20 protein-coding genes are annotated in these 22,606 nt (G+C 60.0%); 10 read left to right on the top strand and 10 right to left on the bottom strand.

The window, feature by feature from the left end:
• Window positions 1–223 precede the first annotated feature (223 nt).
• Window positions 224–541: a hypothetical protein gene (locus L5014_RS33140; protein WP_238468029.1), complete on the top strand. Its 318-nt coding sequence runs from the start codon at window positions 224–226 to the stop codon at window positions 539–541.
• 23 nt (window positions 542–564) lie between these two features.
• Here L5014_RS33140 and L5014_RS33135 read toward each other — a convergent pair whose 3' ends face one another.
• The gene (locus tag L5014_RS33135; RefSeq protein ID WP_238468027.1) at window positions 565–759 is read right to left on the bottom strand and encodes a hypothetical protein; all 195 of its coding nucleotides are present in this window, start codon (window positions 757–759) and stop codon (window positions 565–567) included.
• 495 nt (window positions 760–1,254) lie between these two features.
• Here L5014_RS33135 and L5014_RS33130 point away from each other — a divergent pair, with 495 nt between their 5' ends.
• The 6 genes from L5014_RS33130 to L5014_RS33105 all read left to right on the top strand — a co-directional run bounded on the left by L5014_RS33130 (window position 1,255) and on the right by L5014_RS33105 (window position 9,618).
• Window positions 1,255–1,734, top strand: coding sequence for an AraC family transcriptional regulator (locus tag L5014_RS33130; RefSeq protein WP_238468025.1), 480 nt, complete (start codon window positions 1,255–1,257; stop codon window positions 1,732–1,734).
• Window positions 1,735–2,483: 749 nt separating this feature from the next.
• Window positions 2,484–5,069, top strand: a complete 2,586-nt coding sequence (acnB, locus tag L5014_RS33125; RefSeq protein ID WP_238468023.1) for a bifunctional aconitate hydratase 2/2-methylisocitrate dehydratase — start codon at window positions 2,484–2,486, stop codon at window positions 5,067–5,069.
• A 580-nt stretch (window positions 5,070–5,649) separates the two neighbouring features.
• The gene (locus L5014_RS33120; protein WP_238468021.1) at window positions 5,650–6,093 is read left to right on the top strand and encodes a hypothetical protein; all 444 of its coding nucleotides are present in this window, start codon (window positions 5,650–5,652) and stop codon (window positions 6,091–6,093) included.
• 161 nt (window positions 6,094–6,254) lie between these two features.
• Complete coding sequence (locus tag L5014_RS33115) at window positions 6,255–7,820, top strand: recombinase family protein (RefSeq protein ID WP_238468019.1); 1,566 nt, start codon at window positions 6,255–6,257, stop codon at window positions 7,818–7,820.
• Window positions 7,817–8,719, top strand: a complete 903-nt coding sequence (locus L5014_RS33110) for a plasmid partitioning protein RepB C-terminal domain-containing protein (RefSeq protein WP_238468017.1) — start codon at window positions 7,817–7,819, stop codon at window positions 8,717–8,719. Before L5014_RS33115 ends, L5014_RS33110 begins: the two co-directional genes overlap by 4 nt.
• Window positions 8,716–9,618 carry a plasmid partitioning protein RepB C-terminal domain-containing protein gene (locus L5014_RS33105; protein ID WP_238468015.1) on the top strand — a complete coding sequence of 301 codons (903 nt, stop codon included), beginning with the start codon at window positions 8,716–8,718 and terminating at the stop codon, window positions 9,616–9,618. Before L5014_RS33110 ends, L5014_RS33105 begins: the two co-directional genes overlap by 4 nt.
• Before the next feature lie 90 nt (window positions 9,619–9,708).
• On the opposite strand, the gene L5014_RS33100 is transcribed toward L5014_RS33105, so the two are convergent.
• Complete coding sequence (locus L5014_RS33100) at window positions 9,709–10,167, bottom strand: hypothetical protein (RefSeq protein WP_238468013.1); 459 nt, start codon at window positions 10,165–10,167, stop codon at window positions 9,709–9,711.
• Window positions 10,168–10,518: 351 nt separating this feature from the next.
• On the opposite strand from L5014_RS33100, the gene L5014_RS33095 reads away from it, so the two are divergent.
• Together L5014_RS33095 and trfA are read left to right on the top strand one after the other, a co-directional pair.
• On the top strand, window positions 10,519–12,291 hold the full coding sequence (locus L5014_RS33095; RefSeq protein WP_238468011.1) for an SWIM zinc finger family protein: 1,773 nt from the start codon (window positions 10,519–10,521) through the stop codon (window positions 12,289–12,291).
• Window positions 12,292–13,553: 1,262 nt separating this feature from the next.
• The gene (gene trfA, locus L5014_RS33090) at window positions 13,554–14,645 is read left to right on the top strand and encodes a plasmid replication initiator TrfA (RefSeq protein ID WP_238468009.1); all 1,092 of its coding nucleotides are present in this window, start codon (window positions 13,554–13,556) and stop codon (window positions 14,643–14,645) included.
• Between the two features lie 38 nt (window positions 14,646–14,683).
• Here trfA and L5014_RS33085 read toward each other — a convergent pair whose 3' ends face one another.
• From L5014_RS33085 to L5014_RS33050, 8 genes are all read right to left on the bottom strand, one after another.
• Entirely contained in the window at window positions 14,684–14,887 is a 204-nt protein-coding gene (locus L5014_RS33085) for a hypothetical protein (RefSeq protein ID WP_238468007.1), read from the bottom strand.
• Between the two features lie 368 nt (window positions 14,888–15,255).
• Window positions 15,256–15,675, bottom strand: a complete 420-nt coding sequence (locus L5014_RS33080; RefSeq protein WP_238468005.1) for a hypothetical protein — start codon at window positions 15,673–15,675, stop codon at window positions 15,256–15,258.
• Window positions 15,608–15,925 carry a BPSL0761 family protein gene (locus L5014_RS33075; RefSeq protein WP_238468003.1) on the bottom strand — a complete coding sequence of 106 codons (318 nt, stop codon included), beginning with the start codon at window positions 15,923–15,925 and terminating at the stop codon, window positions 15,608–15,610. The genes L5014_RS33080 and L5014_RS33075 overlap by 68 nt, the downstream gene beginning before the upstream one ends.
• Complete coding sequence (locus L5014_RS33070; RefSeq protein ID WP_238468002.1) at window positions 15,906–16,241, bottom strand: hypothetical protein; 336 nt, start codon at window positions 16,239–16,241, stop codon at window positions 15,906–15,908. The genes L5014_RS33075 and L5014_RS33070 overlap by 20 nt, the downstream gene beginning before the upstream one ends.
• 146 nt (window positions 16,242–16,387) lie before the next feature.
• Window positions 16,388–18,235, bottom strand: coding sequence for a TniQ family protein (locus L5014_RS33065; protein ID WP_238468000.1), 1,848 nt, complete (start codon window positions 18,233–18,235; stop codon window positions 16,388–16,390).
• On the bottom strand, window positions 18,235–19,194 hold the full coding sequence (locus L5014_RS33060; protein ID WP_238467999.1) for a TniB family NTP-binding protein: 960 nt from the start codon (window positions 19,192–19,194) through the stop codon (window positions 18,235–18,237). Before L5014_RS33060 ends, L5014_RS33065 begins: the two co-directional genes overlap by 1 nt.
• Window positions 19,195–19,214: 20 nt before the next feature.
• Complete coding sequence (locus L5014_RS33055) at window positions 19,215–21,248, bottom strand: transposase (RefSeq protein ID WP_238467998.1); 2,034 nt, start codon at window positions 21,246–21,248, stop codon at window positions 19,215–19,217.
• Window positions 21,245–22,015, bottom strand: a complete 771-nt coding sequence (locus tag L5014_RS33050) for a hypothetical protein (protein ID WP_238467997.1) — start codon at window positions 22,013–22,015, stop codon at window positions 21,245–21,247. Before L5014_RS33050 ends, L5014_RS33055 begins: the two co-directional genes overlap by 4 nt.
• A gap of 247 nt (window positions 22,016–22,262) precedes the next feature.
• Between L5014_RS33050 and L5014_RS33045 the strand changes: the two genes are divergently transcribed.
• Complete coding sequence (locus tag L5014_RS33045; RefSeq protein ID WP_238467996.1) at window positions 22,263–22,553, top strand: DUF6471 domain-containing protein; 291 nt, start codon at window positions 22,263–22,265, stop codon at window positions 22,551–22,553.
• Window positions 22,554–22,606 lie beyond the last annotated feature (53 nt).

Below are 22,606 nucleotides of genomic sequence, written 5' to 3'. Positions count from 1 at the left end.
TCCTCGATGCTCAGCACGTCCTGCATGGGGTCTTCTCCGGGCAAAAGCCAGAGTAAACGCGTCATGGCGCGGGTTTACAACTTTTGTGACAGGCGCTTTTACATTTCATGCGATTGCCCTGGCGGCAATCGTGGCGCGAGTGGTGTTTTAGGACTGCTCCGATGGGGTTTTTCTGACGTACATCAGATGATGGAGTCATTGAAAACACTCTTAGGCAGTTGTCATGCAAGGGCATCCCACCGATAAACTGGTCGCCGGCGCAATCGTTGGCGCCGTCATCACCGCGCTTCTCGTTGTGCTACTGGTCTGGCTCGATTTTCCCTCGGATCGTCATTACAGCGCCGCCGTCCGGCTCACCGTGCCAGCGCTGATTTCGGCCTGTCTGCTGTTTCCGCGCCCGCTGCTGCACCGAACCGTGCTGCGCGAGCGACGCGATGTCGGCATGCTCGACGAAGATCTGAACTTGCTGCTCGTAGGCCGCGCGCTCGGCCTGGTGGGCGGCATCATCTTCGGTATCTCGCTCGCCTCCGAAATCCTTTAACGAATCGCCGGGGCGCGCCCCGCTCAAAGGAACGGCTTGCCGTCCACCTGCTCATAGACGGGATTGCCTTCGTCGTCTTCGAACTGCTCGAGGTAATTGCGAGCGCCGCACAGCGGGCAACGGAACAGCGGGCCCTGGCCCTCGTTCTTGATCACCACCTCGCTCTGCTCCCACGGGGTGCCGCACGACTGATTGCGGCAGACGAATGTACTCGACATGCAAACTCTCCTTGCTGTTACGGGTGCAAAGCCTACAGCATGCGCGTCCCGCGTGCCGCATTTTTCCCGCCCCGCGCGACTTTTCCTGCGCCCCGGCGCATTGTCCCGTGCGTTCACCTGTTGTTCCAGCTTGTTCCCGCTTGCTCGCGTTTGTTTAGCTATTCCTTTTCTGAGCAGCCTCGCCGCGCACTGCTCTGCCGCGGCACAGCAGGCGCATCTTTTCGACTCCACGATCCTTCAAACGCCCGCCGCACCGTGAATGCGCGCTCACTGGCACAGTTCTGACGTAGTGCGCTCCGGGTGCGCGGCCGTCAGCATCATCACGACTTACGCCCAGGGGGCTTTGACTTACAGTCACTACAGGCGCGTTCGGCGTGCCTGATGCCGGAAAAGCACGTCTTCCAGGCGCGGTGCTATCTTGAAGCGCATGAACCTGCGCGTTCAAGCATCCGAACCTGCACGGCCCGCGCGGCCGTGGAACCTGGAGACGCCATCATGCAACACCGCGACGTAAAGCTCCTCACCCTCGAACCGATGGACGTGCTGGCCGTCAGCCATGTGGGTCCGTATATGAAGATCGGCGACGCGTTCTATACGCTCGCGCAGTGGCTCGGCGAGCGCCAGGTGCGCACCTCGGGCGCGCGTATGGTTGGCATCTACTACGACGATCCCAACCAGGTCGAAGCGTCGAAGCTGCGCTCGAAAGCGGCGATCCATCTGGAGCAGCCAACGGACGTCGACATCATTGCGCCCGTCGAGAAGATTCATTTGCGGGGCGGCCAGCACGCGATGCTGCTCCACAAGGGGCCGCATCAAGGTCTAGGCGATGCGTGGATGTGGTTCTACAACGACTGGCTGCCGAAGTCCGGGCACAAGATCGATTTTTCGACGCCGTCGTTCGAAATTTATTTGAATACGCCCGACGAAGTGGCACCGGACGACTTGCGCACGGAGTTGTATGTCCGGCTGATTTGATTGTTCTGTTCTGTTCGATGCCGCCGGTGGAGGTGTTTCCGGCGGCTTGCATCACTGCTGGCACGACGGTTCTAAGGTTTTTTAATTTATGTATACGTAAACGTAGTAATAGTTAATAAGCCCCTGGGTTTCCTGTGGATAACCGTGAAAAACCACTGAGTAATCAAGGTTGTGGAAAATTCATAACCCTGCGGGCGTTTCAAGGACAACGCCGGGCTGCTGCTAACAACTTTTCGCCGTTTTTTTGCGCGGCAAAGTTATCCCCGATTCGTGCACAGTGATTTCCAGGGCTTTTCCTTGGGTTATCCGCAGGGGTCTGTGGATAGCTGCCATCGGAGCCACGACCGGTTCCTTTCTCGAGAACGCCAGCGCCCAAGGCGGGCCTCAAACGCCCTATTTCATTTCACATAGTAAAATTCACGATCTGGTACGGTCCATCTCCAGTCAGAGAACAATCCACGATGATGGCGAGTAGCTACACAGATCATCTACGCACCTGCTGACGACAGCCGGATGGCCCGGAATGCTTGTGCGACAAGGCTCCCGGGCAAGCCGCCAAATTTCCCACGAGAAGCACCAGGACCCTGATAGCGGCGGTTTTTTGCGTACTTTTCAACTCTTATATAAGACATAAGACATTTGACGCTGCTGGGTATTGGAATTAGAATCGCGATCAAAGCCGCGCCCGGAACAGCCTTGCAGTGCCGGAAAAGCCTCCCCCTGAAACGCAAATACCAGCAGGTCCCCCCATGCTTGAAAATTTTCGTGCTCACGTAGCCGCTCGCGCCGCGCTCGGCATTCCTCCCCTGCCGCTGACGGCTCAGCAGACCGCCGAACTGGTGGAACTGATGGCGAATCCGCCTGCCGGCGAAGAGCAGACCCTGCTCGACCTGATCACCCACCGCGTGCCCGCAGGCGTGGACGAAGCCGCGCGCGTGAAGGCGGGCTTCCTCGCCGCCGTGGCCAAGGGTGAGACCGCCTGCGCGCTGATCCCGCGCGCTCGCGCCACCGAACTGCTCGGTACGATGCTGGGCGGCTACAACATCGCCCCGCTGATCGAGCTGCTTTCCGACGCTGAAGTGGGCACCGTGGCCGCCGACGCGCTGAAGAAAACCCTGCTGATGTTCGACCAGTTCCACGACGTCAAGGAACTGGCCGACAAGGGCAACGCCAACGCGCGCGCCGTGCTGCAAAGCTGGGCCGACGCCGAATGGTTCACGAGCCGTCCGGAAGTGCCGCAAAGCCTGACCATCACCGTGTTCAAGGTGACGGGCGAAACCAACACCGACGACCTCTCGCCGGCCCCGGACGCCACGACGCGCCCGGACATCCCGCTGCACGCGCTGGCGATGCTCAAGAACGCCCGCCCCGGCATCACACCGGAAGAAGATGGCAAGCGTGGTCCGGTCAAATTCATCGAGTCGCTGAAGGAAAAGGGGCATCTGGTTGCCTACGTGGGCGACGTGGTCGGCACCGGCTCCTCGCGCAAGTCGGCCACCAACTCGGTGCTGTGGTTCACGGGCGAAGACATCCCCTTCATCCCGAACAAGCGCTTCGGCGGCGTGTGCCTGGGCGGCAAGATCGCTCCGATCTTCTACAACACGATGGAAGACGCCGGCGCCCTGCCGATCGAGCTCGACGTGTCGCAGATGGAAATGGGCGACGTGGTCGAACTGCGCCCGTACGAAGGCAAGGCGCTGAAGAACGGCGCAGTGATCGCCGAGTTCCAGGTCAAGTCCGACGTGCTGTTCGACGAAGTGCGCGCCGGCGGCCGCATTCCGTTGATCATCGGCCGCGGCCTCACCGCCAAGGCGCGTGAAGCGCTGGGTCTGGCGCCGTCGACGCTGTTCCGCCTGCCGCAGCAGCCGGCCAACAGCGGCAAGGGCTTCTCGCTCGCGCAGAAGATGGTCGGCCGCGCCTGCGGTCTGCCGGAAGGCCAAGGCGTGCGCCCGGGCACGTACTGCGAACCGAAGATGACCTCGGTCGGCTCGCAAGACACCACGGGCCCGATGACCCGCGACGAACTGAAGGACCTGGCGTGCCTGGGCTTCTCGTCCGATCTCGTCATGCAGTCGTTCTGCCACACCGCCGCCTATCCGAAGCCGGTGGACGTGAAGACGCACCAGACGCTGCCGAACTTCATCAGCACGCGTGGCGGCATCGCGCTGCGCCCGGGCGACGGCGTGATCCACTCGTGGCTGAACCGCATGCTGCTGCCCGACACCGTCGGCACCGGCGGCGACTCGCACACGCGCTTCCCGATCGGTATCAGCTTCCCCGCAGGTTCGGGCCTGGTCGCTTTCGCGGCCGCTACGGGCACGATGCCGCTGGACATGCCGGAATCGGTGCTCGTGCGCTTCAAGGGCAAGTTGCAGCCGGGCGTGACCCTGCGTGACCTCGTCAATGCAATCCCGCTGTACGCCATCAAGCAAGGCATGCTGACGGTCGCCAAGCAAGGCAAGAAGAACATCTTCTCGGGCCGCATTCTCGAAATCGAAGGCCTGCCCGATCTGAAGGTCGAGCAAGCGTTCGAACTGTCGGATGCTTCCGCAGAACGTTCGGCCGCCGGTTGCACGGTGCACCTGAACAAGGAACCGATCATCGAGTACCTCAACAGCAACATCACGCTGCTGAAGTGGATGATCGCCCAGGGCTACCAGGACCCGCGCAGCCTGCAGCGCCGTATCAAGGCGATGGAAGCGTGGCTGGCCGATCCGCAACTGCTGCAACCGGACGCGGACGCCGAGTACGCAGCCGTCATCGAGATCGACCTTGCCGACGTGCACGAGCCGATCGTGGCCTGCCCGAACGATCCGGACGACGTGAAGACGCTCTCGGACGTGGCCGGCGCGAAGATCGACGAAGTGTTCATCGGCTCGTGCATGACCAACATCGGTCACTTCCGTGCCGCGTCGAAGCTGCTCGAAGGCAAGCGCGATATTCCGGTCAAGCTGTGGGTCGCCCCGCCGACCAAGATGGACCAGAAGCAGCTGACCGAGGAAGGCCACTACGGCGTCTTCGGCACGGCTGGCGCGCGTACCGAAATGCCGGGCTGCTCGCTGTGCATGGGCAACCAGGCACAGGTGCGCGAAGGCGCGACGGTCATGTCGACTTCGACCCGTAACTTCCCGAACCGTCTGGGCAAGAACACGAACGTGTACCTTGGTTCGGCGGAACTGGCGGCGATCTGCTCGCGTCTGGGCAAGATCCCGACCAAGGACGAGTACATGGCCGACATGGGCGTGCTCAACGCGGACGGCGACAAGATCTATCAGTACATGAACTTCGACCAGATCGCTGACTTCCAGGAAGTGGCGAATACCGTCGAGATGTAAGTGTGCGGTTGGGTTACGGCGGGTTGTTTGAGTTGTAGGTTCCCGTCGTAGCGCAACGTAATGGCGCCGCAGGCTGAATGCCTGCGGCGCTTTTTTATGTGCGGCGGTGGAGTCGTCCCGGAATCTGTCTATCGATAAAAAAAGACCCATAAGTCTCGCAACTTATGGGTCCGTTTTTTCGCGGGGTGTGAGGCTATCTACAACCACCTGTAGCAAGACCAATAATGCGAGATTTTTCACACCACCCGACAAGGCTCTGCCGTCCCTGAGAAGCGTCGCATGAGATTTTTGGAACCAACGGGTGAGATTTATCTCCTCGAGCCCAGAACCCGATAATCGTCTGGGACCGTCCTGGCGGAATTCTCCCATCACCATCGCCCATCATTGCGTGCGCAAGAACCGCGGATTGGCGAAAATGCAAGGTTGAGCCGTTGGACTGCCGCGTCCAGAAAGCTGTGGGAGACGAAAGTTAGCAATACACCTACTTAATAAGCTCGCCCATCCTCGTTTCGGGCGGGTGATTTCGCCGGCCGGTCGTGGCGTCCGCGCTCACCTGACGCATCCCGCGCGGAGGGCACTCATGAAATCGACCCGCCTTTGTCTCGCCTGTGGCAGCGCGTTCGCGCCGTTGCCGCATGTTCCCCACCAGCGATATTGCTCCTCGAAGGCGTGCCAGCGCGCCCGGCGCCGCGACTGGCAGAACAACCGGCTCCGCGTCGACAGTGACTATCGGGACAACCAGGCCCGGGCGCAGGAACGATGGCGCGAACGCCACTCGAGCTACTGGCGCGAATATCGCGCGGCCCATCCGGAGTATCGGGAGCGCAACCGCTCTATGCAGCGGTTGCGCAATGCGCGCCGGAGTTGCAGACCAATTGCAAAGATGGATGTCATCGGGCTCCCCAAGCCGCTGGGCTCCGGGTTCTACGTGCTCTCTCACGCGCATGACGCCGGCGTTGCAAAAATGGACGCGTGGACCGTTCACATAGCCGTGCTGTCTGCACCGACGGCACCACCGATGTAATTGCAAAGAGATGACTTGATACACATTGGCGTCGGGCCTGCTACCTTTGCCTTGTCACCGTTCGCTTTCGAACGCGACCATCTGATGTGAAACCGCGACGCTCGAATTCGACGCTCCCTTGCGCCCGATGCCTGCCGCGTGTCTGAGTTGCGGGGTGGAGCATGTCATTCAATAACGCGGATGCACCAGTCGTAGCCAATTCATCTGCCGGGCGTGCAGCGGAGTATGTCCGCATGTCGACCGAACACCAGCAGTATTCGACGGAGAATCAGCGCGACCGGATTCGAGACTACGCAGCCCGCCGCGGATTCGAAATCGTCCGCACATATGCCGACGAAGGTAAAAGCGGCCTTCGAATCGACGGCCGGCAGGCACTTCAAAATCTCATCTCCGATGTAGTCAACGGCAATGCTGACTTCTGCGTCATCCTCGTCTACGACGTGAGTCGATGGGGGCGATTCCAGGATGCTGACGAGAGCGCGTATTACGAGTACATATGCCGCCGCGCCGGCATCCAGGTCGCGTACTGCGCCGAGCAGTTTGAGAATGACGGCTCACCCGTCTCGACTATCGTCAAAGGGGTAAAGCGGGCCATGGCCGGCGAATACAGCCGGGAGCTGTCAGCGAAGGTGTTTGCCGGCCAGTGCCGTTTGATTGAGATGGGCTTCCGGCAAGGAGGACCGGCTGGCTACGGACTGCGCCGCGTGTTAGTCGATGACCACGGTCTCATGAAAGCAGAATTGCGCCGTGGCGAACATAAAAGTCTGCAGACAGACCGCGTAATTCTCATGCCGGGGCCGGAAAACGAAGTGCGAACCGTCAACCTGATTTACGACTGGTTTATCGATGGGTCGCTCGACGAGTACGAAATTGCTGCGCGTCTGAACGGCATGCGCGTGCGGACTGACCTTGACCGGGAATGGACACGGGCAACGGTACGGGAGGTATTGACCAACGAGAAATACATCGGCAACAACGTGTACAACCGTGTGTCGTTCAAATTGAAGAAACTGCGGGTAACCAACACACCTGACATGTGGATTCGAAAGGAAGGTGCATTTCAGGCCATCGTGCCGAGCGAGACGTTTTACACCGCCCAGGGCATCATGAGAGCGCGAGCGCGTCGCTATTCAGATGAGGAGCTAATCGAGCGACTGCGTAGCCTGTACCGGAGTCGCGGGTTTCTGTCAGGCGTTGTGATTGATGAAACCGACGGCATGCCATCTACGTCGGTGTATGTATACCGCTTCGGTAGCCTGATTCGTGCATACCAGACAGTCGGTTTTACGCCCGGGCGCGATTATCGTTACATCGAAACCAACCGCTTCCTGCGGCATCTGCATCCGGAAATCGTCGCGCAAACCGAGACGAAAATCGCGGATTTGGGTGGCACGGTGACACGCGACCCGGCAACCGACCTGCTGACGGTCAACGATGAGTTCACAGCCTGCATCGTGCTCGCGCGCTGCCAGGCGCATGACAATGACCGCAATCACTGGAAGGTGCGCTTTGACACGAGCCTTCTGCCGGACATCACGGTTGCCGTGCGGCTCGACCAGACCAATGAAGCGACGCTGGACTACTACCTGTTGCCACATCTGGATTTTTGCCAACCCCGCATTCATCTGGCAGACCAGAATCCCATCGAGTTTGAGAGTTATCGCTTTGATACGCTGGACTACCTCTATGGCATGGCCGAGCGCGCCCGTCTCAGGAGGGTAGCATGAGCTCGCGGCAGCAGGCCGGGGAAATCCGGATGGTTCCCGTCTCACAGATTGAAGTCATCAATCCGCGAGAACGCAACGGTCGGGTCTTCAAGGAAATCGTCGACAACATCGCGACCATCGGTCTCAAAAAGCCTATCGTGGTCACGCCACGAGCCACGGCCAGCGGCATAGAAAAATATCTGCTCGTGTGCGGCGAGGGGCGATTGAAAGCGTTTCGCACGCTCGGGGAAACGACTATTCCCGCACTCGTGGTTAGCGTCAGCGATGAGGACGCGTTCGTCATGAGTCTGACTGAAAACATCGCGCGCAGACAGTGTCGCCCACTCGAGCGGCTCGCCGGCATTCGGCAATTGCAGGAGCAGGGATATGCGCCGAAGGTCATTGCCGAAAAGACAGGACTCACGGCGACCTACGTCCACGGCATCCTCGCGCTGTTGCATCAGGGGGAAGAAAGGCTTGTGGTTGCGGTGGAGAAAGGCCTCGTTCCCCTGAATGCCGCCCTCATGATTGTCGGCGCCGGTGACGACGACGCTGAAATACAGGCCGCACTCCAGGAGGCCTACGAGTCAGGCAAATTGCGCGGCAAGCAACTGATGAGCGCTCGCCGCGTCATCGAGCGCAGGAAAGCACTCGGGCGAAGCGCTGCGCGCAATATGACCAGCAAGTCTGCCGCCGTCACGACATCGAGTCTCGTGCGGACCTATGAGCGCGAGGTTGAGCGTCAGAAATCGATGGTCAGAAAGGCCGAATTCACACAACAGCGGTTGCTGTTTGTCGTCGGTGCACTGAGGCAACTGTTTGCCGATGAGAACTTCATCAACCTTTTGCGCGCGGAAGGACTGGCCAGCCTTCCCAAGTACCTTGGCGAACGCGTTTGGCCAAGCGGGAGTGCTACATGACCGGCGTGTCTCTCGGATTCATTCCCGAGCCGTTGTCGGTGCTGGTCGCAAGTATTTTGCCATCGCGCCGGATACCGGCTCCCGTGATGGAATCGCGCAAATTCAAGCAGATAAGAACCTCCATTGCGGAGGTGGGCCTCATCGAACCGCTCTCCGTGACGCCGCCTGACCAGTCTTCCGGACAACACGTCCTGCTGGATGGGCATCTGCGCTTACTTGCCATCCAGGACCTGGGGCACGAGCGGGCCACCTGCCTTGTCGCGACCGACGACGAGAGCTACACCTATAACAATCGGGTTAATCGCCTTTCGACAATCCAGGAGCACTATATGATTCGGCGCGTGATTGAGAGAGGCGTACCGCCTGAACGATTGGCGAAAGCTCTTTCAGTGGACGTGTCCCAGATTATCAAGAAGATGTCGCTCCTCGACGGTGTGTGCCCGGAGGCCGCCGAACTTCTCGGAGACCGGCAGTTCTCGCCGGAGCTTGTTCGCGCCATTCGCAAAATGAAGCCCATGCGGCAGGTCGAATGCGTTGAACTGATGGTAGCCGCGAACAATGTGTCCGTCGCTTACGCCGAGGCGTTGCTGGTGGCGACGCCTGCAGCGCTGCTCGTGGAAGGCAAGAAGCCACGCAAGCTGAGCGGGGTCAGTCCGGAGCAGATGGCGAAGATGGAGCGGGAAATGAGCAATCTGCAGGGACAGTACAAGCTTGTGGAACAGACTTATGGCCAGGACGTGTTGAATCTGGTGCTCGCGAAAGGGTATCTCGCCAAGCTCCTCGAAAATGAACCCGCACGGCGATATGTTACCCAACGCCATCCGGATTTGATGGTGGAGTTCGAGTCCATCATCGCAACCATTTCTCTCGACCAGCAGCAATTCAGCGCGGCCCTCTAAATTACCCGCGACATGATTTTCGTCCACGTCGCGGGAGGCGCGCTGCGCGACTAGCTCCGCCGCACCGAGGCGAAGTTCAATGAACAAAAGCTACTCGGTGGAGGACTCAATCAGATATTCGGCCTCCTGTTGCACGGCCTGCCACCTTTCTTGCAAAATCCACCTTGCTTCTTCGACGAGTTCGTCTCTCAGCTCATAGCTCTCGATATCCGCGATGCCCATCATCGCGAGGTCGGAGGCTGAGGCCTCTCCATCCGAGATTCTCTGGTGAAGGGCATCGGCAATTACACCGGCATCGTCCGTGCCATCGTACAGAATTTCCTCGGCCATCAGGGCAGCGATGCCGACGAGCGCCTTCCAGTTCGCGGGTAGGTCAGGAATGGAAGACCAGGACGCCAGAGCAATGGCTCGCATCTCCTCGGGACAGGTGCGAGGTCGAAACTGCCCACGCCACGCCCTCTCCTCCGGGTTCCCGCTCTCGTTTCTCCATACGACCGCGTCGCCAGCGCCACCAAATCGTTCGTAGACCAATTTTGTGAGCCGCTTCATGGTAGGCAGCCTTGCGGAGTTCCCCGTCGGCGATTTGTTCTTCGGTAAGTTCAATCATGGTCGTTGGGTGTCCGGTCCCGTCAAATGAGCGTATAGGTTAGTCCAGCCAGTTCCGAAGTCAGGCCAAAAGAATTTATGGTCGGGTAAGAAACCTTGATGCTGCATCGTTAGCTGTTGGGCCGTGAGAATATCCACCCGGAATCTGAAGCAAAGTCGCGCCGAACCGGGCAGGATGTTGTTCGTCAGGTCAGCACGCACACGTTCCGAATCGGGCGCCCGCTTGCCCATCGACGTATCATCGTGCCTGTGCGCCGCCGGTCGCGGCATTTCCCGTTTTTCACCAGTCACCCGATGTCCGAGTCTGCAAAGCTTTCCGAGGTTCTCACGCTTGCCGAAGTCCAGTCGCTGGCCGACACGAAGACGTTTGCGCGCGGCAAGGCCTATTTCCACGATGGCGTCGTCTCCCGCCTGGACGAGCGCGACGAATCGGTTCGTGCGACCGTGCACGGCACGCACAGGTACCGGGTCGAACTCGCCGTCGACAATGGCGAACTCGCATACGACTGCAACTGCCCCGTGGGCGACGACGGCGTCTTCTGCAAGCACGCTGTTGCCGTTGCGCTCTCCTGGCTCGAAAACGCCGGTGAAGAGGTGTTTCACGCCGATGAGCCGGCGCCGGGGAAGCTGCGCAAGAAGCGGAAGACCTACGAGGAAGTCATTCGGGAATATGTGGCGACGTTAGGCAGGGACGCGCTTCAGGAGTTGTTGATGGACGCCGTCGAACAGGACCTTGCGCTGCGCGACAAGCTGCTGTTCGCTGCGCGTGCGGCAGGGGCCTCCGACCTGCCCGGCATGAAGGCTGCCATCAAGCAGGCGACACTCCTCTCACGCCCGCTGGGCTGGCGCGAGTCAGGCGCATACGGCGACGGCCTGATGTCGCTGGCCGACATGCTGCGGCAAAGGCTTTCCGGACCTCACGCCGCGCAGGTGGTCGAGCTATGCGAGCTGGCGATTGCCGGCGCAGAAAAGAGTCTCGAACAGATTGACGACTCCAATGGCGACGTGATGCCGGCGATTCTCGAACTGGCCTCTGTGCACCTCGATGCATGCAAGGTAACTGGCCCCGACCCGGTGAAGCTAGCGGAGCGGCTCTTCCGCTTCCAGACAGAAGGCAAGTGGGACACCTTCTACAACGTCCTGCCGGCGTACGCGGAGCCGCTGGGCAAGAGCGGGTTGCGCCGCTATCGCGAACTCGTCAACGAAGCATGGGAAGCGATGCCCGTACTCGCACCGGGCAAGGAATACCGACGCTCATACGACTCGCCGCGGATGCAGCTCGAACACGCGATGGCGGCGCTGGCCGAACTCGACGGAGATGTCGACGCGCTCATCCGCATCCACTCGAAGGACCTGTCCAGCCCGTACCGGTTTCAGGTGGTCGCGGAGCTTTGTGTGGAGCACGGTCGTCCGGACGAGGGGCTCGCCTGGGCCGAGCGCGGCATCGCGGAGTCAGGCCAAAGCTTTGACCAGCGTCTGCTCGACTTCTGCATCGAGGCGTATCTGCGGCGCAGCGAATTCGACAAGGCCGACGCGTACGCGTGGCGACGTTTCGAGATGCGTCCGACGGCTGAAGCATTTCCGGCTTTGATGGAGGTCGCTACTGTCACCGGCAGACATGCAGAAACCCGGGAGCGTGCACTCAAACATCTCAGGGCGCTGGTCAGTGAAGAGGAAGCGACCGCAAAATCGAAGCGCACCGTCTGGCAACGCGGCACGCGAACCGAGCTGGTCAGGATTTTTCTCGCTGGCAAGGAAAATGACGTCGCATGGGAAACGTTTACCGCCGGCCCGGTCGCCACGCAGCTATGGCCTGAAATGGCGTCTGTCCGCGGCAAGACTCATCCGCACGATGCCATCGCCCTGTATCACCGGCTGCTGCCGATAGCTGCCGAGGGCGGCACGCGCAACGCCCGATATGACGAGGCGTTTGAAATCGTGCGGGCTATCGGCATGCTCCGGGCACGGCTGGATGAACGCGCGGAGTTCTCTGGTGAGCTGGAGGAGATTCGGGCGGCGTATCGTGCGAAGCGCAACTTCATCAAATTGCTCGCGAAATTGTCGTGAGTCGCCCCTGGAAGATGGATGCTTCTGCCAGCTTCGGATGCGTGCGCGGTAACGCGGCCGCGAACTACCAGGATTGATTCGGCCTTATTGATGCACGTCGGGAGAAGTCGCCGAACGCAGAGAACGGCTGGAGCCTGTCATCGACGAGCAGTACGTCGTCGGGCCGTGCTATTGTTTGCGCGGCGCTGCGTTCCGGAGTTTCGGCGGGAGCCAGTGTGCTGTCCAGGTATCCGTTCGTTTGCGGCCGTCGTTGATGCGAACCGCCGATTCACATTGAGGATTACCGGCGTACCAGAGACTGGCTTGTCAACGCGCATTCGGGCATTCACCGGAAGGCCGAAGCTGCGTCGCACGCCCGGGAAGCGTGGTGAGGGTGGAACGGTTAGTGAGTTACACAGAAACGCGAGGCGACACGCCATCGGGCGGTAGCGGGACTCACGGCGCGCGGTGTAGTATCGCCCGCCCTGGTCAGCAAGACGTCGACCAAGGATTCTATTCCCGTTCGGGTAGCAGATGGCGTTTGCGATGACTGTCTGGTTGCCATCGAACGGGGCGTGACAAGAGACTCGAGTGAGGCACGCCTTGCTGACCAGGGCGGGTGACTGTCATTTGCATTCACGAGGAGGTGCGTCGCATCGCCGTTTTCCTCAAACATCGGGCGATGTCGCGTGACCAAGCAATGCAGACCGACTTGGCTGGAAACACATCCGTGCAGCCTCGGAGCACCGGAAGTCAGCTGACGAGGAAGCCCGCCAGCCCCAGACCGCACTCGCCCGGCTACCTCGATTACAGAGTCTACAGATATTAGGCCATGCTGCGGCCGGCGATAATTTCCTGACTTCAGTGGTTGTTCTTCGCGTCGGCCATGTGGAAGGCGATGCAGAGTACAAGTTGCGGTGATGTCGGGTACACGTGCCGACGATACAGGGTACAAGCCACGCTGCTGCGGAGTACAAGTCGCGCAATCGGCGGCCGAAGCGAATAACTGCCCTGTTTTTCGGGCATATTCTGGAAAGTAGTGCTGCGAGGCTCAATTTCATGATGTTGTGGTCGTCCTGCGCGCATATACACGGGTATCACCTACGTGAATGTGTTCGCCATGTCCAGACCAGTTTCATATTGCCAGCATCAACCGGCTCGCCGTTCGGTCGGCGTGTGCGTTTCGCAAAACGTGCCTTCCGAATCCTATGAGCCCCGCGTCGTTGACGCCGCGATGTCGCAGACAACGACGAAAGGCGTCGCCCGGCTCCTGGAGCAGCAGAATGGCTAAGTTGCAGGCGACAAGGCATCCAGGGGGCAAAGTCGCTGAACTGCGCGCCCTCGCAAACCTCACGGCCAGCGCGGCATTGACTGCTGCTCCCGACCAGCAGATGACTGTACTCGATGCGGCACAGCGGCTCCAGGACATCGCTGACGGACTCGAACGCCGGAGCAGGAAGTCGCTTGAGCAACTCGCGGTCGCCGAACTGCCAGCGAACGCGACAGCCAGCGAGATTCACCATTCGCGGCGGCGACAGGCGACCCGCGTGGGCGCGGATGTGTATCTGCCGGGCTGGTCCACAACGGCGCGGGCGTTGCCGAACGTGTTTCTCCGTTCAGCCCTGTTTGCCGCGACGTGTCGCGTTCAGACCGGCAATGCAAACATCCTCGCGGGCGGCTCCGCCGGCCTGGTGACTGAAGAGAAAATTGGCACGTTCAAAGACATCACCATGATGTTCAGCGGGTATGGCCTTTGTCAGTTCGACCGGCTGGTCTACTCGACCTGTCTCGAATACTACCGTGACGTACCCCTTTGTCCTGAGGAGAACCCTCGGTATCAGCAAACTACGTTCTATGAGTTCGCGTGCCGCATGGGAAACAAATACAGCGTCAAGGCGCACAGTGCCATACGGGCCAGTCTACTTCGTCTGAGCTTTGCCCAGGTGCGCATTCGCCACGAGCGCATGAACATCGACGTGCCGAAGCTGCTGTCGGTGAAGTTCGAGGACGGTGAGTCCGTTGAGCCTTTCAAAGGCAGCGACGTGCTTTCGCTTCGGGTCACGACTTCCGTGGCGGAACTGTTCGGAGCGGGCGCGTGGACAGCTGTCGAAAGTGGTGCCGCAAGATATGATGGGTTGAGGGGATGGCTAGCAAACTTCTATGCGGGGCACGCTCGGCCGAAGCCGTTGCCGGCTGAACTGTTGCATCAGCTTTGCGGATATGGGCCCAACAAGAGTAATTTCCGAGCCAGCCTCGTGCGCGCGCTTGAAAAGCTCAAGGACCCAACCACACCTGCATGCAGCCGGGTCGCGAGCTATCACTTCTCCAGGGACGGCAAGACCATTTACGTCGTTCGCTCCGCGTGGGTGGCATGACCTCCTGATAGGTGACGTAACGATAGTGCTCGCGAAGTTCAGCCGCAATTTCGAGCAAGGATGGCGCGACATCGCTCCAGCTCTCTTGTGAGGAAATCTATTTCGTCTTGCATATCACCTGCTCGCCGTAAAAGCTGCCCGATTGCGTGCCAGTAGGCGAACCCTAAATCGCCGTCTGCGATAGCCAGCTCGTGAATCTTCCGAAGCGCAATATCCAGGTCCAGACTGTTTTGCGAAGACATATTCCCCTCCTCATTAGCGGCGAGCGATGGTTAAACGGTCGGGTAACCGAATCACAGACCGACGTAACACGCTCTCATAGTCCCTGCGGGTCGCTGTCCTCGGCCGGCCTGCGAATCGAGATAGGCGCGCATCGCGGCGTCCCTCGCAGTCCGGTATGACTCTACGGAAACAACGTCGATATTGATGCGGCCAGTTGGGTCTCTCGGCAACACCTCAGTGAGCTTTCCTGCGGCGAGGCGCTTGCGAACGTGTGGACGACTGACGAACAGGTAATCTGCTGCTTCTGCGATAGTCACAACAACCCCCTCGTGGCAATCGTCCCGGAATCCATACTCATAGCGTGAGAACTTGCGGTGGGCGCGTATTGTCACGAACCCCCACTGTCTCCTACCTCATTTCGCGTTGCCGAGAGCAGCTTACGCAAGCGATTCAACGTCCACGCTATCTCTGCGCGAGAAAAATCCCACTGGCCGCCGTCCACCTTCGCTTTCAGACCTTTCTCGACCCGCTGCAACGCGTCGTCCAGCGACAGGCCTGGCACAGACATCTTTCGCGACGCGTATCCCGCGAGTTGACCGGCAAGGTCCTCGCACACGTCATAACGCGTCCAAAGCTCTTCGTCTGTAAGGCCGGTGTGATACCGCCCGCCCATCTCTCGCACCAGGAGCTTAGGTTGTACACCGGACACAACTCCAAGCGTCGGTGCTCTCGGAAAATCGTCAGGAACCGTATGCCTTGCAGCCATCATCTTCTCCTCGACTGCGAACTTCACCAGCGTTGTTCTCACCAGGGGCGTTTCCTTGACACTGCGGGGCCGCGGTAGAGCCCGATTGCCGGTGTTCAGGTGCGGCCCAAATTTCGGGTAACGCAGCGCTCGACACGTCCAGGTCGTTGTCGAGCGGATAGTGCCTGAGCAGGCCGAGCGCCACCGTCTGGACAAGACCGCCGATGGTTATTTCGTCAGCACGGGCGAGCATCTGTAATAGTTCGCGGGTATCAGTAATGGCTTTCGTGCGCTCACGTGGCGTCGTCATCATCTTCTCCCTCAAGCAGACGGTCGGTGACGTCCGTGTAGGACGCCACCTCGTATATTTCGCACCACCTTATCCAGACGTATTCGACATTCAACGAAGAGCCTTTCCTGCCGACCAGCTCATAAATGCGACCCGTCTCTGTCGTACCCTGCAACGCGACGCGGTCGAATGCGACTATCTGGGAACTGACGCGACCGGACCAGTCGAACATGTCCACGCCAACAAAATGACGACTCCCATCCTCGGTCTCGAATATGCGCCATCGAGACAACGGAATCCGTGGCATTTCGGATGTAGGGCGCGGTTTCCAGATGGGCATCGCAGTCTCCTGGTGGTGGTAGAGAGCCGTACGTTTGGTTTAGCCCGAGAGACCTGGCGGCACTCCGTGCGGGCCCGACCTCGTCCCTACAGGCGCACGATTCGCCGGTCGGGACATGCCGGTCTTTCGACGTGTCGCTCGCTGGTTCATGGCGTCGACGATGCGGGCACAAAAAGGTCGTAACCTTCTCTCGCACCGATAACTGCCAGCCGGCCGAGGTCGGCGATACGAATCAGACCTCCCCGCACGGCCCCATCAGGAAGCCGTTTCGCGCCGACCAGTTCGACGCTGTGCAGCAAGCGGGAGAGTGCCGACGACTTCGTACCCATGGCACGGGCGAGGTCGGCCAGCGGAACATAGGCTTGCCGGAACTCCACCAATTGGTGCGGCAGCACGACCCGGCAAGTCTGACCACGTCTTTGAATCAGCTCCGACGCCAGCAGTCCTTCGTCTACCCAGTGTGAGATAGACTCCCATTTCCATCCCGTCGCTTTGGCCAGTTGCTGAATCGACATGCCAGCCTCGAGCAGCGGTGTGCCGAAATACGGCGACACGTCTGTCCGCAGGAATGTCATCTCGCCCAGCGTCTGGCCACGCGCGACGGCTTTCACGTTGCCATTTGCGATGGCTTGCATCAGCGACTCGATAGCCCTTCTGTCACCCATTCGCCGGCTGGTCAGGTGCGCCCATGTGAGTGTCGCATCGTCGGCCACCGCAATAGGCTGCGCCCATCGGCCCACACGCTCATACAAATCCAGGACGGATTGACGTTCGACCGGACCGCCTTTCATCAGGTCTTCGCGCCAGCGCTTGTCTGACTGGACCACGCCGCCGGTTTTCATGCGTTCGAGCACGATGGGTGGCACGCCCGCCAGTTCACTGGCATCGTTGTCGGAAATCCACCCGGCGCGTTGCCGCTGTATGCGCTCAACCTCAGCGCACGGAATTTCGAACAGCTGGCCGCGGGTGCCAGTGCGTCGCGCGCGGTGCTTGCACTCGCCAGCGTCTATCGAGTCACGCAAACGTGAAACGCTAACGCCGATAGCCTTCGCAGCAGCTGGCGCGCGCATGTATCCCGTCGCATCTTCGGCCATGTCTTTGGCCGAATCCATGCCCAGAACACAATCGGACTTCTGCGCGGCGACATCGATGACAATTTGAAGCAGAGGTTCGAGCGCAGTGCCGAGGCAGAGCTTGCGCAGACTGATGTACCAGTCGCCGAGCAACGTGTTCAGCGTGCGGGCATCTTTGCGACCGGCGGCAATGCGCTGCTCGACGTGATTCCGGAAGCCCGTTGGCCAGTCGGCGAGCAAGGCTTCGAGCGGCGAGAGAAGTTCGACCGCTTCGGTGACGAACTTCGGCAATGCGGCGCCGCGCGGCAACCCGGGGCGCGTCGGGTCCGCATGCTGCCGGAGCGTGCGGATGACCTTTACCAGCACATTGATGTCGACGCCGTGGAGCAGCGGTTTCATGCTGCCAGACTGCCGACCGTTGCTCGCAATCAGCGCCGACAACCACTGCTGTGCCCGTGTCGCCGGCACACGTGGCAGGCTGCTCAGGTCATGACCGCACGAGCACAGTCCAATGTAGAGCCGCTCCGGCGACAGGTGCTTCCCGCATGCGTTGCACTGGTCGACTAACAGGATTCGATGTTGTGGACATGCCGTCACATAGACGTGTTCCCAGTGGCGTCGCAGGTAAGGCGACTCGGCCAGACACGCCGGACACACAGCATCAGATTGAACACGGTGCAGACGTCCCCAGTCCCGGCAGAGGTTTTCCTGCTGTCCGGCAATTTCGGTCCATGCCGGGTCCAGGCCGAGGTTACGGGCCATTTCGTCCGTGCGTGTGAGCAAGGAACGGCGATTCCGCTCGACGCCCGCCGTACTAGCGAGGTCACGCCAGTGGAAAAGGGCGTTGTCTGCAGCGAGGCGTCGGTAGTAGCCCATCCCGGACTCGTCGTCCCTGGGTGCGTATGTAACAACGAGGCTCATTATTTAACTCCTGATTTTTTACGAACTGGAACGGATGCTGCATTACTGGTCAGGACATGAACGTATGCCTGTTTCAGTGCCGCTGGTTCCACGCCCGCATCTTCGATAGCCGAATCCTGGAAGGCCAGTCTGTGCGGCGACCCCGCGTGGTTGACTTCTTCAAGCACCTTTTGACAGTCAGCGTATGTAATGGCGCGCGGTGCTTCGTCCGCCATCAAGCTCGCCAGCTCGCGCATGAAGTCAGCCAGCACGCCTATGAGGCCGCCGGTAAGCAGATAGCTTTGTTGCGTCAGCACACGAGGCCGCACGTCAATGGGGTAACCAGCTGCGGCGAACATTCGTGCGTAGTTCATGACACACGCGTCGTATGCCGTCATCTGCCCGGTATCGCTGGCGTCGTACGGCAGGAAATTGCGTGGAGGACAAGCCCGATTGCGCAGCTGTTCATTAGCCGAAAAAAGTCGCTCAAGACGCGGAATGCCGAAGAGAATCAGCGTCATCCCGGGCGTGTCTGTTAGGGTCTTGAGCCAGTCGCTGGCTGCGCGCGGAGGCACGCGTGACCCTTCATCGACGAGGTGCGATATCTCATCGAAAATGACGACACGCGTGCCGGCGAGGCGAAGCTGCTCCACCATCAGGTCGAACATCGCGCTCTCTGTCATGCCGCCACGAACCTGAATGCCCAGCGCACGCAGTACACTTTTGGGAAGCAGTTTGACCGTTGCCGAGTGGGGCACCCTCACAGCCAGCACGGGGACATGGCGCCGTCCTTCGTTGTGGGTTTCAGGGTAGTCACGTGACAGCTTTGCGATAAGCGAAGATTTGCCCACCCGACTCGGGCCAGGCACACGAACGACTTTGGGGGCAAAGCCAGCCAGAGCGTCATCGATGCGCCGTTTGAGTGCAGTGAGGTGCTCCTCGAATACCGGGTGCGGAAGTTCGCAGCGCTCGATTTTCATGCGTAGTTGTTGGGCTGGTGTCACAGCAGGCTTTCTCCAGTGTTTCTATCCACGATGTTCCATACGGGCGCGTCGTCGTATGAGATGACGTCGGGCTCAATGTCTACCGTCGGCACCGACGGATTAGGTGAAGGTGCGGGCGCGAACGGCGCTGCCGCCGAAAGCGGCCGGTCGATGGCGCGCTGAATTGCCAGGCCATCTCTGGCGCGACGCACCGTTTCTTTGTCTTCTTCGCGCTTACCGCGGGTCTTGCGCTTGCTGGCTTTTCCGTTTCCGGTGACCGCCTCGTCCATGTCGCGCTCGAATTGGACTTTCGCGTCCGGAGCCGTCCAGTTTTTCATGCCTGTATCGATTCGGGCCTTAGCTTCCGCGAAGGTCCAGGCCGGTGTGTCCGGTCGCACGTGTTCGTGCGTTAACGTGACGAGCGGAAGGTCACTTCCCTCGTACACATACGCCTGGCGGAAATCGTCAGGGTTGTAGACCACATGAAGTTCCGCATGGTCGCCATACTTGGCCAGCAGGTACGAAATGGCTTCGCCCTTGTACCTGAATCCATGTTTAAGGGTGATACCCGTATGGGCGTTCAACGTGCACACCTCGTGCTCGAAGAGTGCCGCCATCCATTCATGACGCGGCGGCGGCATGGTGATGGGTTGTCCCATTTCTTCGGTCTGGTAAGTCAGGCGTTCATGCGGCGTCTTGCCCTTGACCGAGTCGACCAGCAGTTCGTCCCAACGTAGCCGCTCGAGCGGGCTGTTGACCCAGTCCTCATAGAGCCACCTGACAATCCACTTCTCGAGTGCTTCGACGGTCATCAACTCGTCGCCCAGCGCCTCCGGGTCGCGCACGCCATCCTTTCCCTCGAAGCGCGTGCATCCCGGGAGACGCTGAAGTGCCTCCTTGAGCGACCTGTTCAGACGTTCGATGAATGGCTTGCCTTGAGCTTCTTTTGCTTTGCAGTGCTTGACGTCCATTCCTAGCCGCTCGAGGCGGAAGATTCGTCCTCCCTTTGTCTCCGGGCCGTTATCAAAAATCACTTGTGCGGGCGTGCCAAAAATGTTCAGCGCGTGAAGAATGCCAAGCTCCGCGAAACGGGCTCCCTTGGCGGGCGTCAAATACATTTCGAGGCACAACAGAGAATCCATCTCCCGTGGCGAACCGATGACGAGATGCCATCCCACGGGATATCCGGTACAGACATCAATGGCCAGTACCAGATAGACGGTCCGGGCAGTGCCATCGGCTGTGCGCACGACGAATGGCAGGTGCAGGGCGTCCTGCTCGATTCGGGCGAATGGGAGCGCCGCCCGAATTCGCTTTTTCGCGTATGACTTGCCCGCGACTCGGTCGAGCGGGTCCATCCGGTCGTATTCGGCATCAGCGGTCAGGTGACGAATCCTCGCGCATACAAACTTGCGGCTAATAGTGTGCTTCGCCACATGCAGTCCGCGACGTCGAGCCTCACGGTCGATATATTTCGTCGTGTCGAGAATGGTCCACTTCGATTCGGTGACCAGGTATTCGCTCTCGATGACGTCATCGACGAATTCGAAAAGCTCCTTTGAATACCTGGCGGTCGAATTGCCTTTATTCCTGTCACCTCTGAGGACCGGAAGACCGAGCCGTTGATTCCTGTGAGCCCGGTACAGGGTCGCGCGCGAGGGAAACGGACGGACCAGTAGCTGCCCCACTCGCTCTTTTCCGTAGGCGTCGCGGGCGAGAGGAATGGCTGCGTCAAACGAAATGCCCCGTTGTTCGCGGATTTCGTCAATCCGCCGCAGAGCATAGTTCAGCACACGGACCTGGTCGTGCAGTGCAGTGTTGTCGTATTGAGCGGCGATGCTGACGCGCGGCATCCCTTTTCGATGCAGGACCAGGCTACCGTCCGAAATCGCGACTCGTATGCGTGACTCATCAACATACCGGGACTCACATTTCTCTGCGTCGAAGATTTGGATTGAGCCGGCATGCAAACGACTATCGAGCACCTCGAAGTAGCTGTCCGGCTTACCGGGGGGCGCCAGCTTGTCTCCGGTACGCAGGTCGGACATCATGGCTGCAGCTCCTCAATCAGGCAGAGGTGGCTCAGGTCACCATATGCGGCCGACAGTTGCAGAGTCGAGCAGATGTGCTGATGCGCGAGGTCCGCCTGCAGCACGCCGGTCGCCAATAGTGGAGGAATCAGGCCCGTCGGAATCTGGAGGTCGGTGCACAGCGCGCGCTGCAGTACCGGGCCCGATTCACAATAGCTCGCGACCCGGTCGATGATGTCCGGTGTCACGTATTCGCGCGCACGCAATATCCCCGGCTTCAGCAGTTGCGCGTTGACGAGGACCGGGTGCCGTTCATCGGCGGGAACGACCACCGTGGATAGCGGATGACAGTACGCTTCCATGATGTCCCGAGCCCGCTCAACCTTGGCCCAGTACCGACCATCACCCTCGAATCCTTCGAGCTTGACCTCGTATGCGCGCTGCAGGCCATCGGCCTGAACAGTGGCGAAGTCGGGTGTGTACTCCGCCTCGCCTGCACGACCACCGCGCGCTTTGCGAGCTTCTGACAGTTCCTCACGCGTGAACAGCAGCCGCTCCAAGACCAGGTCGACGGTGAACGGTTGCTGCCTGAAAGAGCGCACGCGTGGGTCGATGGACAGCAGATGCGCTACGATGCGCTCCGCGTCAGAGTCGACCGTGATGTGGCCGGCGGCCTTTTCGGCGTAGGTACCGATGCGGGCTTTGCCATACGTACGGGCAGTGAGTCGGACGCCCGGGTTGGCAGCACTCCGCCGACTACGGACGCCGTAAAACGGTGCGCTTCTCATTTCGCGCCTCCGTCCGTAGTCTGCATCCGGCTGCACTTCTGGCCGGTCGACCAGCGTGCAATGGCGGCCCGTCGGGCCGGCACACCGGTTTGTAAAGTTGTTGTTAGCATTCTGTCCTCGCAAAAAATTGGCTTGCTGAGGACGTGTAGGGCGGGGCACTTATCGTCGGTCGTATACGACCGAAAATACCCGTGAGAGAATCCCGGCGCCAGAAAGGCAGAAGCTCAAACAAGGTCGAGGGGGAACGATGGAAGGACTGCCGCATGAGCGTGGCCGGCTGCCAGCTGAGCCGCACGGGCAGTGGGAAGAAGAAGCGAAGGGTCTGATAGAGGAAGAGATGCAGCGGCGCGGCATCCGTTACAAACAGCTTTCGCGAATGCTCGAGAAGCTGGGCGTCTACGAGTCGCCCGACCAGGTAAACCGCAAAATCAATCGTAAGCGATTCTCGGCGGCCTTCCTGATTGCCTGCCTCTGTGCCATGGGCGTGGAGAAAGTGACGCTGCCTTCCTTTAATCAGGGACAGGATTCGAAGGGTTAGGCGACCGACACCCCATGTCGAAGAATTCGCTCGCAGCCAGACCAGTTTCATCG

Origin of the sequence: Paraburkholderia tagetis (assembly GCF_022213065.1) — a bacterium.
In the GTDB taxonomy this organism is placed as follows: Bacteria; Pseudomonadota; Gammaproteobacteria; order Burkholderiales; family Burkholderiaceae; genus Paraburkholderia; species Paraburkholderia tagetis.
This window is presented reverse-complemented; position numbering and strand designations above follow the sequence as displayed.